We start from the raw sequence: 13,448 nt of genomic DNA, 5'->3' as shown, positions 1-13,448 counted from the left end.
GTGAACTCCAGGTGCCCCGCGTGCGGGTGGCCCAGTGCCGAGCGCGTCTACCCGGTCTCCTCCCACCCGGTGTCCTCCCGCCGGGTGGTGGACTACGTGCGCTGCGTGTGCGGGGTGTGGCTGGTGCTGGAGGCGGGGCGCGTCGTGGCCGCCGCGGGCGGGGCCGGATCGGAGGTCGACTAGGGTCCCCTCCTCGTGAGTGGCCGCCGGGAGTCCAACCGCTGGGAAGCCGACCGCCGTCGAACCGGGAACCGGGAGCCCGGCGACCAACCCGGTGGACGTCGTCGGTCCGACCGCCGTCGGGAACTGCTGTGCGACTGCGCGATCTCGGTCCTGGCGGCCGAGGGCGGGCGCGGCCTGACCCACCGGGCGGTGGACCGGGCCGCGGAGGTGCCCGAGGGGACGACGAAGAACTACTTCCCGACGCGGGAAGCGCTGCTGGAAGCCGCGGCGGGCCGCATGACGCTGCTGCACGCCGAGGCGGTGGGCCGGTTGCGGGAGACCACACCACGGGGGATCACCCCGGCGGAGGTGGCGCGGCTGTACCCGGGATTGCTGCGACGGGCGGTGCGGGAGGACCCGACGCAGCTGCTCGCGATGGTGGAGCTGTACCTGGAGGCGGTGCGCCGACCGGGGGTGCGGGAGGCGTTGGGGCGCATGGCGGTGTCCAACGCGCGGGCCTCCGCGGGGTTGCACGCGGCGGCGGGTCTGCCGGGTTCGCCGCGCGGCGCGGGGGTGCTCGACGCCTACTTCCTGGGCATGGCCGTGACGTTGCTGGCACTGCCGGAGGAGGCGGTGCGCGCGATGGGCATGGACGACCTCCAGGCGCTGGGCTCGGAGCTGTTCCGGGCCGCCGTCCCGGAAGCCGCCGACCCCGCTCCCGCCGACCCCGGCGACGCCGTGCCCGGCGACGAGGGGTTCGCTGCCGCCGGCGGCGCCCCGGCCCCGTAGGTTCGGCCCCATGGTGATCAGGGGAACGGACGACGTGGTCGAGGGGACCGCGGCCGGGGTGCGGTACGTGGCGCTGCCCCCGACGGACGACAGAACCGGGGACGACCGGGCAGGGGAGGACCGGGCAGGGGAGGACCGGCAGCCGGGCGACCGGGTGGTGCTGGTGTGGCACCTGCTGGGCGAGCCGGGCAACCCCCGGGACATGGCGACGGCACTGCCGCTGCACGGCGTGGACGCCTGGCGGGTCTACCCCGCCCTGCCGGTGACCGAGCCCGACCCGGCCCGGTCGGACGTGGTGACCTCCTGGTACGCGCCGCTGGTCGAGTCCTCGGTCGCGGCGGTGCCCGCGCTGCTGGAACACCTGCGCGACGCCTTGGGCGTGAACCCGGGACCGGTGGACCTGGTGGGTGGTTCGGCGGGCGGGCACGTGGCGCTGCTGACCGCGGCACGCGGCGTGACACCGGTGCGCCGGGTGGCGGTGGTGAACCCCGCCGTGACCGCCGAGTCCGTGGTCGCCGCGTCGACGGAGCACGTCGGACTGCGCTACGAGTGGTCGCCCGAGGCCAGGCGGGTGGCACGGGAGCTGGACGTGTCCGCCCACGCGCCGCGATGGCGGACACCCCTGCTCGTGGTGCGCGGCGAACAGGAGTACCCGGCGTTCCGACCGGTGCAGGACGCCCTGGTCGACACCGTGCCGGACGCACGACTGGTGGAGGTGCCGGGCCTGGCGCACATGCTGGTCTCGCACACGCACGAGGTGGACGCGGAGGTGACGGCATGGCTGGCCTGATCGTGGTGACCGGCGGGAGCCGGGGCATCGGCGCCGCGGTGGTGCGCCGCGTCGCGCGCGAGGGCAACCGGGTGGTGATCGGCTACCGCACCGCCCGCGAACAGGCCGAGGCGCTGGCCCGAGAGGTCGGCGGGGTCGCGGTGCGCGCCGAGGTCTCCGAGGAAGCCGACGTGGAGGAGCTGTTCGACACCGCCGCCGAACTGGGCCGGGTCACCGGCGTGGTGATCAACGCCGGCATCACCAGCCCGGTCGGCCCACTGGCGCAGCTGCGCACCGAGGACCTGCGCCGCGTCCTGGAGGTCAACGTCGTGGGCGCGCTGCTGTGCGCCCGGCGCGCGGCCCGCGACCTGCGCGAAGGCGGGTCGATCGTGTCACTGTCCTCCGTGGCGGCGACCCTCGGCGCGCCGGGGGAGTACGTGCACTACGCGGCGAGCAAAGCCGCGGTCGAGGCGATGACCGTCGGCCTGGCCAAGGAACTGGGACCGCGGGGGATCCGGGTCAACGCCGTCGCCGCCGGCACCGTGCGCACCGGGATCCACGAGCTGTCCGGCGTGCCCGACCGCCCCGACCGGGTCGCCCCGCTCATCCCGCTGGGCCGCCCCGGCGAACCGGAGGAGATCGCCGAGGCCGTCGCCTGGCTCCTCGGCGACGGCGCCTCCTTCACCACGGGCGCGGTCCTGAAGGTCAGCGGAGGACTCTGAGCACCCGGTGCCCGTCCGGGGTGCCAGCACACCGGACGGGCACCCGCACCGCGATGATCACACCGCCCCCAACCCGCACCACCCCCGACACCAACCACTCCCAGCCCAGGAACCGCCACCACGTGGACCGCGACCACCCCACCGACTTCATCCGCGCCGCCACCACCCTGCGCACCCCACCCCTCACCCCCGAACTCCGCCTGCACACCGCCGACGACGTCATCACCCTCTGGCAGGACACCGGCACCACCGAACCACCGTTCTGGGCCTTCCCCTGGGCAGGCGGCCAAGCCCTCGCCCGCCACCTCCTCGACCACCCCCACCTCGTCGCCGGCCGCACCGTTCTCGACATCGCCTCCGGCTCCGGCCTCGTCGCCCTCGCCGCGGCCCACGCGGGCGCCCACGTCACCGCCAACGACATCGACCCCCTCGCGGCCGCCGCCATCGCCCTCAACGCCGCCGCCAACCACCTCACCCTCCACATCACCACCGACGACCTGCTCGACACCACACCCACCGTCGACGTCCTCCTCGCCGGCGACGTCTTCTACGACCGCGACATGGCCGCCCGCTTCGAACCCTTCCTCCTCGCCGCCCACCACCGCGGCGCCCTCGTCCTCGTCGGCGACCCCCAACGCTCCTTCCTGCCCCGCCACTGGACCCCCGTCCACGCCTACCGCGTCCCCGTGCCCCCCGACCTCGAAGGCGTCGACACCAGGACCACCACCGTCTGGCGCCCACCCGACCCCGCCTGACCACCCTGCGCGTCGCCGCGCTCCACCCAAAAGCAACAGCACTGTTACATTAGGGGAGTGGACCACCGATCCTTCCTCGGCACCCGCCTGCGCCACCTGCTCGACCAACTCGACGGCGACATCGCCCGCATCTACACCGACCTCGGCCTACCGGACTTCCGCCCCCGCTACACCCCGATCATCCAACTCGTCCACACCCACGGACCCCGATCCATCCGCTGGCTGGCCGACACCATCGGCATCACCCACTCCGCCGTCAGCCAAACCGTCAACCAGATGCGCCGCGACGGCCTCGTCGACCTCGTGCCGGGGGAGGACGCCCGCCAACGCCTCGTCCACCTCACCGACCACGCCCACACCCTCAAACCCACCCTCGACGCCGAGTGGCAAGCCACCAACGCCGCCACCCTCCGCTTCGACGCCGAACTCCCGCACTCCCTGTCCGACACCATCGACGCGGCACTGCGCGCACTCGCCGACAAACCCATGCGCGACCGCATCCACGAACACCTCGACCCACCACCCACCGAACCGACAGGGAAGCAGCACCCCAACATGTGATCCCCGCACGACTTACTTAACATAATGTAGATTATCGGCCTTACGGCACAGGGCGCTGACCAGGCCATCCAGGACGAGGGCCGCCCACGGGCACCCAACGCGCACCGCGCACACCGATACGTCGCGAACGCGCGCGCCCGCAGCCACGCGCACCGGCCGGCGTCGAGCGCGCACCGCCGGACGCCTCGACGGGCAGGAGGCCGAGCCGCCCGGGAGCCGGGAGTGCCCCGACGGCCGCGACGAAACCAGGCCTCGCCGCACCACCCTTGATACGTCACAGTGACGTATCAAGGGTGGTGAAACCGGAGGCGCGAGCGCCGCGCACCGCGTCACGTGCGACACCGCCGTGATGATCAACGCCCTGGCGCCTGCCCGGCCTGTGCGGCACCGTGCACCCGCAAGCCCTCGACGCCCACGTCCGAGCGTCACCCGGCGCGCGCACGTCGTGCATGACGTCGCGAGGCCGACCTGGAGATCGTCGGAGGGCGCCGGAAGTGGCATCCCCCGGTCGGGGCTCCATCCCCTTCCGGACCCGTAATTCATGGATAATCGGCATTATCCATGAATCAGCACGGTTGTCGGGGGGATCCGCGTGGGTGGGACAGCTCGATCGCCCGGTTTTGTCGGTGCGGTGCGGTAGGAAGATCGACATGCGTGTTCTCGCTGCCCAGGAGTCGTTCTTCCTCGCCCGTCGCCCGCGCAAGGACTCCCCTCACACGACGGCCGCGTACCGGCGTGACCTGGCGGGGATCACGGTGTTGTTGGCGGAGGCGGTCTCCACTCCCCCGGACGAGCTGGTGGTGGAGGACTTGACGGCGGGGAACCTGCGGGCGGCGTTCGGGGTGTTCGCGGATTCGCACGCGAAGTCGTCGGTGTTGCGGGCGTGGTCGACGTGGAACCAGTTCTTGACGTTCTGCGTGGCGGAGGAGTTGGTGGCGGGGAACCCGATGGGTGCGGTGGCGCGGCCGAAGACGCCGCCGTTGGTGCCGAAGCCGTTGCGGGGTGAGGACACGCCGGAGCGGTTGTTGGCGGCGGCGGCGGAGGGGGTGCGGCGTGGGCGTGATCCGTGGCCGGAGCGGGATGTGCTGGTGTTGGCGTTGGGGTTGGTGGCGGGGTTGCGGTCGGCGGAGATGCGGACGTTGACGTTGGGGTCGGTGGTGGGGCGGCCTGGTGAGCGTCGGTTGCACGTGGCGGGCAAGGGTGGTCGGGATCGGTCGGTGCCGATCGAGCCGGCGATGGATCGGGTGATCGAGGGTTATCTGGCGTCGTGTCGGGCGCGTTTTCCTCGGGCGCGGTTCGATCGGGGGTCGGCGTTGGTGCGGGATCGGCATGGTGAGCCGATCGGTCGGGGTGGTTTGGAGTATTTGGTGCGGTCGTGCTTCCGGTGGGCGGGGTTGCACGACCGGGTGCCGTCGGGGGCGAGTTTGCACGCGTTGCGGCACACGTTCGCGACGCGGTTGGCGGAGGACGGTGCGTCGGCGTCGGAGATCATGGCGTTGTTGGGTCATGCGTCGTTGGCGACGTCGCAGAACTACATCGAGGCGACGGCGCGGGAGCGGCGGGCGGCGGTGGCGGGGAATCGGACGTACGTGTCGTTGGGGCGGTTGCCGGGTTCGGGGCGGGAGTAGGCGGGGGTCTCCCCCGGTGTCGGGTTGGTGTGGGGGTGGTTGTGGTGGGTCGGGTGGTGTTGGTGGGGTATGACGCGGCGTGGCCGGGGTTGTACGAGGTGGAGGCGCGGCGGGTGCGGGCCGCGTTGGGTGTGTCGGTGTTGGGGTTGTGGCACGTGGGGTCGACGTCGGTGCCGGGGTTGGCGGCGAAGCCGGTGGTCGACGTGGTGTTGGTGGTGGCTGATTCGGCGGATGAGGGTGCGTACGTGCCGGCGTTGGAGTCGGTGGGGTACGTGTTGCGGTTGCGGGAGCCGGAGTGGCGTGAGCACCGGATGTTCAGGGGGCCGGGTGCGGCGGTGAACCTGCACGTGTTCACGGTGGGTGATCCGGAGGTGGGGCGGATGGTGGCGTTCCGTGATCGGTTGCGGGTGTGCGGGGCGGATCGGGTGTTGTACGAGGGGGTGAAGCGGGAGTTGGCGGCGCGGGAGTGGGAGTGCTTGGAGGGGTATGCGGAGGCGAAGTCGGGGGTGGTGGCGGAGATCTTGGGTCGGGCGGGTGGTGGGGTGTGCTCTTAGGGTGGGGGTATGCCGAGGGTTGCCACTGTCGAGACGGTGTCTCGTGAGGGTTTGTTGGAGTTCGTGCGTCCGCGTCATCGGGCGTTGTTGGTGACGCGGCGTGGTGGTGGCGGGGTGCAGCTGTCGCCGGTGACGTGTGGGGTGGACGGGGAGGGTCGGGTGGTGGTGTCGACTTATCCGGGGCGGGCGAAGGTGCGCAATGCGCGTCGTGACGAGCGGGTGTCGTTGTGCGTGTTGTCGGATGATTGGGATGGTCCGTGGGTGCAGGTGGACGGGCAGGCGGAGGTGTTGGACCTGCCGGGGGCGTTGGAGCCGTTGGTGGAGTACTTCCGGTGCATTTCGGGTGAGCACCCGGATTGGGAGGAGTACCGGGCGGCGATGGTGCGGCAGGGGAAGGTGTTGATCCGGGTGTCGGTGGATCGGTGGGGTCCGGTGGCGACGGGTGGTTTTCCGCCGGGGTTGGGTGGCTGATCGTCGGGGTCCGCTCCCCTGTGGGCTGCGGTGTTGTGCCCGTGTCGCCGAGTTGCGCGGTCTCCGTCCGGAGGAGCTGGGCGGCAGGGGCTCGACGGGTCCTGGATTCCTGCTCCGAGGGCGTCTGCGCGACGGTCTGGTCGTGTGTACCGGGTGCGGGGTCGTGGCGTCGAGGCCCGGTGTGTGGAGGTTGAACTCCGCTCCCCCGGGTGTCGTCGGGTGGTTTTAGCGGTTGGCCCAGGTGCCGCCCCAGCCGGTGGGGTTCTCCAGGATGGCGAAGGTGTTGCCGGCGGGGTCGGTGAGGGCGGCGACGGTGCCGGTGGGGACTGTGGTGGGGCCGATGAGGGTGGTGCCGCCGAGTTGTTTGGCGGTGTGGGTGGTGCGGGTGGTGTCGGTGACGGCGTAGTAGCGGGTCCAGCCGCCTTCTGCGGTGGTGAGGCGGCCTGCTACGGGGCGTGGGTTGTCGCCGGTGGTGTCGTAGAGGGTGAATTCGGCGTGGGGGTCGCGGGTGGTCCAGCCGAGTTCGGTGGTCCAGTGGTGGTCGTCGGTGGGGCCGTGGTGTTCGACCCAGCAGGGTTCGCCGGGGCGGGGTGGGGGCGCCCAGGGGCCGTGGAGGACTCGGCCTCGGTCGGTGGTGGCGCCGTGGTGGAGGTCGCGGGGGTGGGTGTCGGCGAAGACGATGCGGGTGCCGGTGTCGCCGGGGTGGATGCGGGTGGCGAGGCGGTCGCCGACCCAGCCGGTGAAGGCGCCGTCGGGTTCGGCGATGAGGATCCAGCCGAGGAGGTCGGCGTAGAACTCGGCGACGGGTTGGGGGTCGGGGGTGGCGAGTTCGATGCGGCGCAGGCCTCGCGAGGGGTGGTGTGTTCCGGGCACGGCGGGTGGTGTTCCCCTCGGGCGGTGGGTGGTGGGGCGGGTCGGGTCAGGGGTGTGCCCCATCTTCGGCAGCGGCCAGGTGGGGCGACAATGCGCCGTTCGGCGTCTTCGGTTGGTCCGCGAGGACGTGGGCGAGGGGTATGGGGCGGCCGAGGTGGAAGCCTTGGCCGACGCGGACGCCGAGGCGGGTGAGGACGTCGACCTGGGCGGGGCGTTCGACCCATTCGGCGACGGCGGAGAGGCCGAGGCCTCGGGCGATTTCGATGATGCCGGAGACGAGGACGGCGTCGGTGGAGCGTTCGTCGATGTTGCGGACGAATTCGCCGTCGATCTTGATGCCGGTGATGGGGAGGTGTTTGAGGTGGACGAAGGAGCCGAAGCCGGAGCCGAAGTCGTCGAGGGTGATGCGGCAGCCGAAGGCGCGTAGTTGCAGGGCGAGGGCGCGGGCGGCGTCGAGGTTGGTGACGGCGGCGGTTTCGGTGATTTCGAGGCCGAGGCGGCCGGGTGCGACGCCGGCTCCGGCGAGGCGGTCGAGGACGAAGCCGGCGAAGTCCTCGTCTTCGAGGGTGCGGCCGGAGACGTTGACGTTGAAGCGGAGTTCGGGGTCGGGGTGGGTGATGAGGGCGTCGATGGCGGTGGAGAGGACCCAGCGGTCGATGTCGAGGACGAGGTCGCTGCGTTCGGCTTCGGGGAGGAATTCGGCGGGGCCGAGTGGGGGTTGTTGGCCGTCGTTGAGGCGCAGGAGCAGTTCGTGGCCGAGGGTGCGGCCGGTGGCGAGTTGGACCATGGGCATGGCGTGGAGTTCGAGGCCGCCGCGGTCGAGGGCGGTGCGGAGGCGGTCGAGGACGGAGACGCGTTTGGCGGTGTCGGCGTAGTGGCCGGGTTCGTAGACGGTGACGCGGTTGCGGCCTGCGGCTTTGGAGGCGTAGAGGGCGAGGTCGGCGTTGGCGAGGACGAGTTCCCAGGTGTCGCCGGGGCCGTATTGGGCGACGCCGGTGGAGACGGTGATGCGGGAGGCGGCGCCGACGAGGGGTAGGGAGGCGACGGCGTCGCGGAGGGTGTCGGCGGTGTGGGCGGCGCGGGTGAGGTCGTGGTCGGGCAGGACGACGGCGAATTCGTCGCCGCCGAGGCGGCCGATGAGTTGGGTGGGGTCGAGGCGGGAGCGCAGGGCGGTGGCGAGGGTTTTCATGAGTCGGTCGCCGACGGCGTGTCCGCGCAGGTCGTTGACGTCTTTGAAGTTGTCGAGGTCGAGCAGGAGCATGGCGCCGGAGCCGCCGGTGGCGAGTCGGCGTTCCAGTTCGCGGGTGACGGCGCGGCGGTTGGCGAGGCCGGTGAGGGGGTCTTGTTCGGCGAGGGCGAGGAGTTCGTCGTGGACGCGGCGGGCGCGGGTGATGTCGTGGGCGGTGCCCAGGACGCGCAGGGGTGTGCCGTCGGTGTCGGTTTCGACTTCGCCGAAGCACTCGAACCAGCGTTCGGTGGTGTGGTCGGCGAGGGTCATGCGGTGGGTGTAGGTGAAGCCCGCGCCGGTGCGCATGGCTTCGGCGAGGGTGGTTTGGATCATGGGCAGGTCCTGGGGGTGGACCAGGGTGGTGTAGGTGTCGAAGTCGAGGGTGGTGCCGGGTGGGAAGCCGAAGAGGGCCAGGAGGGTGTCGGACCAGGTGACGCGGTCTTCGGGGACGCGCCACTCCCAGGTGCCCATGCGGCCGAGGACCTGGGCGCGGCGCAGGGCGTCGGCTTCGTGGGTGGCTTCGAGTTCGCGGTCGCGCCAGGCGGTGACGTCGGCGACGCGGTAGAGCAGGCGTCCGTCGCCGAGGGGGTGGCAGGCGACTTCGAGCCAGCGGTGGCCCTGCCAGTAGGCGCTGGGGGTGAGCAGGGCGATGCCGGCGCGGGGGCCTTCGGGGGTGCCGGGGAGCAGGGTGGGCAGGGCGATGCCGGGGGCTTGGTCGGCGGGGATGCCGAGGAATTCGGCCAGTGCCGGGTTGACCCAGGTCAGGGCTCCGTGGGGGTCGGTCACGCCGAACCCCACGTCGGCCCGGTCGAGCACCTCGCGGTGCAACGCGCCGTCGCCGTTCACGCGTTCCTCCTCGCCACCCCGGGCGTCATGATGGTGGAGATCACGTGGCGCGGGCAAGCCGGGGCCGGGTGGTCCGGGGCGGCGGGGTGATCTCGGGTCGGGTGATCCGGGGTCGGGGGTACCGGGGTCGGCTGGTCCCGGGGGCGGGGTGCTCAGCGCAGCCGCTCCAGGCCTCGGGCGGTGTGGACGAGTTCGTCGGCGAGTCGGCGCAGTTCGGCGCGGGCCGCGCCGTCGGCCGCGGCGGTGGCGACGTCCTCGGCGGCGCAGCGCAGCTGGAACAGCCGGTCCTGGAGGTCGGCCAGCTCCCCCGCGGAGAGCACGACGGCGTCCTCGGGCAGCCCGCCGCGTTGGACGGCGGCGCGGCGTTCGTAGGCGCGTTGCCGGCAGGGTTGGGCGCAGTAGCGGCGTGGACGGCCGATCCGGCTGCTGTCGGGCAGGCGTCGCCCGCACCAGGCGCAGTGCCTGGCTTCTTCCCGGCGTCCCGCGACGGCCTCGGTCACCAGCTCCATGGCGGCCGACGGTATCCCGCTACCCACCGGTCACCGCAACGCCACGCCGCCAGGGCAGACTCTGCCGTTGTGACCGCGACCCACCCGTACCTGACCGGACCGCACCCGCGCGCCTACGCCCACCGGGGCTGGCACCTGGACGAGCTGGCCGGGATGGAGAACTCGCTGTCGGCGTTCACCAGGGCTTCCCGGGAGGGGTTCCGCTACCTGGAGACCGACGTGCACGCCACGTCGGACGGCGTGGTCGTGGTCCACCACGACGCGGTGCTGGACCGCACCACCGACCGGGTGGGCGCGGTGGCGGGGCAGCCGTGGTCGGTGGTGTCGGGGGCGCGGGTGGGCGGCCGGGAGCCGATCGCGCGGCTGGAGGACCTGCTGGAGGAGCTGCCGGAGGCGCTGCTCAACATCGACGTGAAGGCCGACGCGGCGGTGGAGCCGGTGTTGGGGGTGTTGCGGCGGACGGGCGCGCTGGGCCGGGTGTGCCTGGCGTCGTTCTCCGACCGGCGGTTGGCGCGGTTGCGGCGCCTGGGCGGGCCGGGGCTGTTGACGTCGATGGGGCCGCGCAACGTGGGCGCGCTGTGGGCGGCGGGGCGGCTGCGGGTGGCGAACCTGCCGGTGCGGGGCATGATCGCGCAGGTGCCGGCGGTGCAGGGCCGGTTGCGGGTGGTCGACGGGCGGTTCGTGCGGGCGGCGCACCGGCGGGGGTTGGAGGTGCACGTGTGGACCATCGACGAGGAGCCGGTGATGCGCGCGCTGCTGGACCTGGGGGTGGACGGGCTGGTCACCGACCGGCCGGACCGGTTGCGGGAGGTCCTGGCCTCGCGCGGCGCCTGGACCTCCTGAACCTCGTGGACCCGACCCTCCAGGCCCTGAACCGCTGAGCCCGGAACCGAACTCCCGGGGCCCGTTCCCGGGGCGCCCGTCCCCCGGTCGGCCCCCTCCCCCGACGCCGCGACCGGCCCCGGTTGTCCGGCGGGCGCACATCGGCGGTCCGGAAGGCAACAGGTTGGTGGTGATCACCACCAACGGGGGAACCACCGGCTACAGTCCGCCTCCATGAGCGTGGCCGACAGCACCACCCCCGCGGTGGACCGCAAGCGCGAACAACGCGGCTGGACCTGGTACGACTGGGCGAACTCGGTGTTCCCCACCTCCGTGGCCCTGGTGTTCCTCTCCGGTTATCTCACCGCGGTGGCCGAAGAGGCGGCCAAGGCCGACACCGCCCGCAACGGGCCCGCGGCGTGCGCCGAGTCGGCCCTGCGCGCCTGCGACATCAGCCTGTTCGGCCTGTACTTCCCGGCGGGGTCCCTGTGGGGCTACCTGCTGTCGGTGGCCACCGTGGTGCAGGTGCTGGTGCTGCCCCTCATGGGTGCGATCGCCGACCGCACCCAGAACAAGCGCCGGATGCTGGGCGCGCTGGCGTTCGCCGGTTCGACCGCCACCGTGGCGCTGTCGTTGGTCTCCGGGGACAACTGGCACCTCGGCGTGGTGCTGTTCATCCTCGGCAACATCTGCTACGGCGCGTCCGTGGTGGTCTACTACGCCTTCCTGCCCGAGATCGCCGACCCCGACGAGCGCGACGCCGTCTCCGCCCGCGGCTGGGCGTTCGGCTACCTCGGCGGCGGCATCGCCCTGGCCGTGCACCTGGCCCTGTTCGTCGGCCACGACGCGATCGGTCTGTCCGAGTCCGCGGCCGTGCGGATCGCGTTCGTGCTGTCGGGCCTGTGGTGGGCCGGGTTCACCCTCGTCCCCCTCGCCCGCCTCAAGCGCCACCAGGCGCCCCACGGCACCGAGTCCGGGGCCTCGGTGATCACCGCCGGGTTCACCGAACTGCGCGCCACCGCCCGCCAGGCCCGCATGTTCCCCCTGACCCTGGCGTTCCTGGCCACCTACCTGATCTACACCGACGGCATCGCCACCGTCGCCAACGTCTCCGCCCAGTACGGCCGCGACGAACTGCTGCTCGACGAGACGGTCCTGATCACCACGATCCTGATCGTGCAGTTCGTGGCGTTCTTCGGCGGCGTGCTGCACGGCCGCCTCGCCCGCTCCTGGGGCGCCAAGCGCACCATCATGGTCAGCCTGTGCGTGTGGATCGTCGTGGTCGGCGCCGCGTTCTTCGTGCAGGCCGGGCAGCAGGTGCAGTTCTACGCCCTGGCCGCCGGCATCGGCCTGGTCCTGGGCGGCACCAACGCCCTGTCCCGCTCCCTGTTCAGCCAGATGATCCCGCCGGGCCGCGAAGCCCAGTACTTCTCCCTCTACGAGGTGGGCGAGCGCTCCACCTCGTGGCTGGGCCCCCTGGTGTTCGCCGGCGTCGGGCAGGCCACCGGCTCGTTCCGGTTGGCCATCATCAGCCTGGTGATCTTCTTCGTGGTCGGGTTCGTGCTGCTGATCTTCGTGCCGGTGCGGCGGGCCATCATCGCCTCCGGCAACCCCGTGCCCACCAACGTCTGACACCCGGCGAGGGGTGCGGCCACCGGACCACGGCCGCCGCACCCCCACCCGGTCAGCCGCCGGCCGGGGCCCGCCGGCGTGCGGCGCGCCACGGGCGGAACACCGCGACCACCGCCGCGGCCACCACCCAGGCCCACAGGAACGACAGCCACGACAACCACACCGCCGCCGGCGACCACGTCTGCCACACCACCGATCCGACCACCACACCCGCCACCGCAGGCGCCCACCACCGCGACGACGGGCGCGGCGCCTCGGCGTGGAACCCGACGACCACCGCCGCCGCGGTGATCCACACCGGCAGCGCGAACAGGGCCGTCCACCACCACGACATGCCCGAGGCCACCGCGAACACCCACGGCGCCGCGGCCAGCACCCCCGTCACGGCCGCGGCCACCCGACCCACCGCCCGGTACCCGGCCACCAGCGCCGCGAACGCCACCACCACCGGCACGTCCGCCCACCAGGCCACCTGCACCGGAGCACCGGCCAGCAGCACGGCCGACGCGACCTGGCCGACCATCGCCAGCTGCGCGACCAGGCCGGTCAGCCCGACCAGGCGCACCAGCTCCCCCGCCGGCCGGCGCGCGCCCAGCCGCACCCGCACCGCCAGCCCCAGCGTCGCGGCCGCCTCGCCCCACCCCGGCCAGCCGTGCTCCAGGTCCAGCTCGTCGTCCCGGTCGGCCAGGAACAGCCCGACCATCTCCTCCTCGCGCTCGGCCCGGTACCAGCCCGGCAGGACCCGCAGCAACGCCCGGTACCTGCGCTCCAGCCTCGACGACCCGCTCACAGCGCCCCCCTCGCCCGCAACACCGACGACGCCGCCCGCACGTTCGCCGACAGCCGCGCCACCTCCGCCGACAACTCCCGCACCCCCGTGTCGGTCAGCCGGTAGTACCGGCGCAGCCGACCCTGGTGCACCTCCTCCCGATCCGGCTCGGCCCACCCGTCGGCCACCAACCGGTCCAGCACCCCGTAGAGGGTGCCCACCCGCAGCCGCACCCGGTCCTCCGAGAGCTCCTGCACCGCGCGCACGATCGCGTACCCGTGCAGCGGTTGCTCCGCCAACGCCGTCAACACCAGGAACGCCTGTTCCGACAGACCTTTCACACCACAGGTTATATCGC

16 protein-coding genes are annotated in these 13,448 nt (G+C 72.6%); 11 read left to right on the top strand and 5 right to left on the bottom strand.

Features of this window, described 5'->3' with window-relative positions; genetic code table 11:
* From ABD223_RS16260 to ABD223_RS16220, 9 genes are all read left to right on the top strand, one after another.
* Window positions 1-183: a hypothetical protein gene (locus tag ABD223_RS16260; protein WP_344037076.1), complete on the top strand. Its 183-nt coding sequence runs from the start codon at window positions 1-3 to the stop codon at window positions 181-183.
* Between the two features lie 12 nt (window positions 184-195).
* Window positions 196-951, top strand: a complete 756-nt coding sequence (locus tag ABD223_RS16255) for a TetR/AcrR family transcriptional regulator (RefSeq protein ID WP_344037075.1) — start codon at window positions 196-198, stop codon at window positions 949-951.
* Window positions 952-961: 10 nt separating this feature from the next.
* Window positions 962-1,741 carry a hypothetical protein gene (locus tag ABD223_RS16250; protein ID WP_344037074.1) on the top strand — a complete coding sequence of 260 codons (780 nt, stop codon included), beginning with the start codon at window positions 962-964 and terminating at the stop codon, window positions 1,739-1,741.
* Entirely contained in the window at window positions 1,729-2,442 is a 714-nt protein-coding gene (locus tag ABD223_RS16245; protein ID WP_344037073.1) for an SDR family NAD(P)-dependent oxidoreductase, read from the top strand. Before ABD223_RS16250 ends, ABD223_RS16245 begins: the two co-directional genes overlap by 13 nt.
* A gap of 53 nt (window positions 2,443-2,495) precedes the next feature.
* Window positions 2,496-3,197, top strand: a complete 702-nt coding sequence (locus ABD223_RS16240; protein ID WP_344037072.1) for a class I SAM-dependent methyltransferase — start codon at window positions 2,496-2,498, stop codon at window positions 3,195-3,197.
* A gap of 57 nt (window positions 3,198-3,254) precedes the next feature.
* Window positions 3,255-3,758 carry a MarR family winged helix-turn-helix transcriptional regulator gene (locus ABD223_RS16235; RefSeq protein WP_344037071.1) on the top strand — a complete coding sequence of 168 codons (504 nt, stop codon included), beginning with the start codon at window positions 3,255-3,257 and terminating at the stop codon, window positions 3,756-3,758.
* Between the two features lie 650 nt (window positions 3,759-4,408).
* On the top strand, window positions 4,409-5,386 hold the full coding sequence (locus ABD223_RS16230) for a tyrosine-type recombinase/integrase (protein ID WP_344037070.1): 978 nt from the start codon (window positions 4,409-4,411) through the stop codon (window positions 5,384-5,386).
* A gap of 53 nt (window positions 5,387-5,439) precedes the next feature.
* Window positions 5,440-5,940: a GrpB family protein gene (locus ABD223_RS16225; RefSeq protein ID WP_344037069.1), complete on the top strand. Its 501-nt coding sequence runs from the start codon at window positions 5,440-5,442 to the stop codon at window positions 5,938-5,940.
* A gap of 9 nt (window positions 5,941-5,949) precedes the next feature.
* On the top strand, window positions 5,950-6,411 hold the full coding sequence (locus tag ABD223_RS16220) for a PPOX class F420-dependent oxidoreductase (protein WP_344037068.1): 462 nt from the start codon (window positions 5,950-5,952) through the stop codon (window positions 6,409-6,411).
* Between the two features lie 225 nt (window positions 6,412-6,636).
* Here ABD223_RS16220 and ABD223_RS16215 read toward each other — a convergent pair whose 3' ends face one another.
* The 3 genes from ABD223_RS16215 to ABD223_RS16205 all read right to left on the bottom strand — a co-directional run bounded on the left by ABD223_RS16215 (window position 6,637) and on the right by ABD223_RS16205 (window position 9,867).
* The gene (locus ABD223_RS16215; RefSeq protein WP_344037067.1) at window positions 6,637-7,284 is read right to left on the bottom strand and encodes a VOC family protein; all 648 of its coding nucleotides are present in this window, start codon (window positions 7,282-7,284) and stop codon (window positions 6,637-6,639) included.
* Between the two features lie 46 nt (window positions 7,285-7,330).
* Window positions 7,331-9,358: a putative bifunctional diguanylate cyclase/phosphodiesterase gene (locus tag ABD223_RS16210; RefSeq protein WP_344037066.1), complete on the bottom strand. Its 2,028-nt coding sequence runs from the start codon at window positions 9,356-9,358 to the stop codon at window positions 7,331-7,333.
* A gap of 152 nt (window positions 9,359-9,510) precedes the next feature.
* Window positions 9,511-9,867 carry a hypothetical protein gene (locus tag ABD223_RS16205; RefSeq protein WP_344037065.1) on the bottom strand — a complete coding sequence of 119 codons (357 nt, stop codon included), beginning with the start codon at window positions 9,865-9,867 and terminating at the stop codon, window positions 9,511-9,513.
* A 69-nt stretch (window positions 9,868-9,936) separates the two neighbouring features.
* Here ABD223_RS16205 and ABD223_RS16200 point away from each other — a divergent pair, with 69 nt between their 5' ends.
* Together ABD223_RS16200 and ABD223_RS16195 are read left to right on the top strand one after the other, a co-directional pair.
* Entirely contained in the window at window positions 9,937-10,710 is a 774-nt protein-coding gene (locus ABD223_RS16200) for a glycerophosphodiester phosphodiesterase family protein (RefSeq protein WP_344037064.1), read from the top strand.
* A gap of 213 nt (window positions 10,711-10,923) precedes the next feature.
* Window positions 10,924-12,321 carry an MFS transporter gene (locus tag ABD223_RS16195; RefSeq protein ID WP_344037063.1) on the top strand — a complete coding sequence of 466 codons (1,398 nt, stop codon included), beginning with the start codon at window positions 10,924-10,926 and terminating at the stop codon, window positions 12,319-12,321.
* Between the two features lie 52 nt (window positions 12,322-12,373).
* On the opposite strand, the gene ABD223_RS16190 is transcribed toward ABD223_RS16195, so the two are convergent.
* Together ABD223_RS16190 and ABD223_RS16185 are read right to left on the bottom strand one after the other, a co-directional pair.
* Window positions 12,374-13,111, bottom strand: a complete 738-nt coding sequence (locus tag ABD223_RS16190) for a hypothetical protein (RefSeq protein ID WP_344037062.1) — start codon at window positions 13,109-13,111, stop codon at window positions 12,374-12,376.
* Window positions 13,108-13,431, bottom strand: a complete 324-nt coding sequence (locus ABD223_RS16185; protein WP_344037061.1) for a PadR family transcriptional regulator — start codon at window positions 13,429-13,431, stop codon at window positions 13,108-13,110. Before ABD223_RS16185 ends, ABD223_RS16190 begins: the two co-directional genes overlap by 4 nt.
* Window positions 13,432-13,448 lie beyond the last annotated feature (17 nt).

The organism is Saccharothrix xinjiangensis (assembly GCF_039527585.1).
Classification (GTDB): domain Bacteria; phylum Actinomycetota; class Actinomycetes; order Mycobacteriales; family Pseudonocardiaceae; genus Actinosynnema; species Actinosynnema xinjiangensis.
Note: the sequence above shows the minus strand (reverse complement) of the source record. Positions and strands in the feature narration are given on the sequence as shown.